This window comes from Candidatus Cardinium sp. cBcalN2 (genome assembly GCF_022810445.1).
GTDB lineage: Bacteria > Bacteroidota > Bacteroidia > Cytophagales > Amoebophilaceae > Cardinium.
Map to the genome: position 1 here is coordinate 1 of NZ_JAACGD010000222.1, position 1127 is coordinate 1127.

3 protein-coding genes are annotated in these 1127 nt (G+C 36.6%); 2 read left to right on the forward strand and 1 reads right to left on the reverse strand.

The window, feature by feature from the left end; translation table 11 throughout:
- Nucleotides 1-217: 217 nt before the first annotated feature.
- Nucleotides 218-394 carry a hypothetical protein gene (locus tag MUW74_RS04330; protein ID WP_243553118.1) on the forward strand — a complete coding sequence of 59 codons (177 nt, stop codon included), beginning with the start codon at nucleotides 218-220 and terminating at the stop codon, nucleotides 392-394.
- A 73-nt stretch (nucleotides 395-467) separates the two neighbouring features.
- Here MUW74_RS04330 and MUW74_RS04450 read toward each other — a convergent pair whose 3' ends face one another.
- Nucleotides 468-593: a hypothetical protein gene (locus MUW74_RS04450; RefSeq protein WP_279389428.1), complete on the reverse strand. Its 126-nt coding sequence runs from the start codon at nucleotides 591-593 to the stop codon at nucleotides 468-470.
- Between MUW74_RS04450 and MUW74_RS04455 the strand changes: the two genes are divergently transcribed.
- The gene (locus MUW74_RS04455; protein WP_262915532.1) at nucleotides 585-707 is read left to right on the forward strand and encodes a hypothetical protein; all 123 of its coding nucleotides are present in this window, start codon (nucleotides 585-587) and stop codon (nucleotides 705-707) included. The two genes, MUW74_RS04450 and MUW74_RS04455, sit on opposite strands and share 9 nt — an antisense overlap.
- Nucleotides 708-1127: the final 420 nt, after the last annotated feature.

Below are 1127 nucleotides of genomic sequence, written 5' to 3' on the forward strand. Positions count from 1 at the left end.
CCGCCCACATGTGCCCCTTAGATATGAAGGGTAGAATAGAGAGAGAGAGAGAGAGAGAGAGAGAGAGAGAGAGAGAGAGAGAGAAATAAAAAAATGTTTATGCATATAAATTCACACCTTCCATACAGTATACATTTTAATTTGTATACTCGTACTGAAGATTTTTCGAAAATATTTCCAAAACGTAATGGTGAATGGAGTTAGTTTTCTCATCATCATGGTGATTGCAATGAGTGCATTTGCGTTCAAAGATTTTGGACTATTTTCCAAGGGAAATAAGGGAAACACTGGTGGTAAAGGTGATATGGGAGCAGGAAGTATCATGATGATGGGTGGCGGCGATGGATGGTCATCACCATCACCGAGTGATGATGGGGGCAGTCAATGTAAGTGATATGTGATCAAATGGTGATGTGATAATCGATGAGGGTTTTTCATATGCCAGATAATCTTCAATGTTTTGTCTGTTACTTTTTGTTGCTCCTCCTCTTCTTCTTCTTCTTCTTCTTCTTCTTTTCGTTACAGGTAGTTGCACTTGTAAACCTAAAATTCAAACAAAATACATCGCGGTTGAAGTTCCAAAGATGATTCATGTTCCAGTCCCGCCAGCTCCATTACCTATGCCTAAGCCACCACCAAAAAAGACCCACATAATTAGCATTCAAGAGGTTGAGGTTCCTAGTAAGGGGAGTGGATGGTGGGGATAATTATTGTCATTTTGGAGAGGAAAAAATGTATCATTATGAAACTTGGGTGCGTTCAAAATTTTTGATCTGATAATTAGAAGGATTTCATTGTCATTCGTCTTTGATAGGAAAATTTCCCATGATTGATACATCATGATAATGAGGATCCATATCGGAGTGAATTTTCCATGAAATTCGAAGGATATCAATCTATTCACACGACCGTTAACAATTCATCAGCAATTATCATGTTGATCTTATACTTATTAATTCAACTTAACAAAATTACTCGAAAATTATCGAATATTGGTTGGGTCCAGTATGGAAAGTATATCAACCTTGACTTATTTAAATCAATAAATGAACTCAAAAAAAGGTTTGATGAGTTTCGTAAGTATCTGGGAAAAAAATCTGGACTGATTGTTCAAGTTAAATGTGCAA

Excerpts from the sequence above, each read along its gene's own strand:
- MUW74_RS04450 (WP_279389428.1), bottom strand. The coding sequence starts at position 593 with ATGAATCATCTTTGGAACTTCAACCGCGATGTATTTTGTTTGAATTTT.
- MUW74_RS04455 (WP_262915532.1), top strand. The coding sequence starts at position 585 with ATGATTCATGTTCCAGTCCCGCCAGCTCCATTACCTATGCCTAAGCCA.
- MUW74_RS04330 (WP_243553118.1), top strand. The coding sequence starts at position 218 with ATGGTGATTGCAATGAGTGCATTTGCGTTCAAAGATTTTGGACTATTT.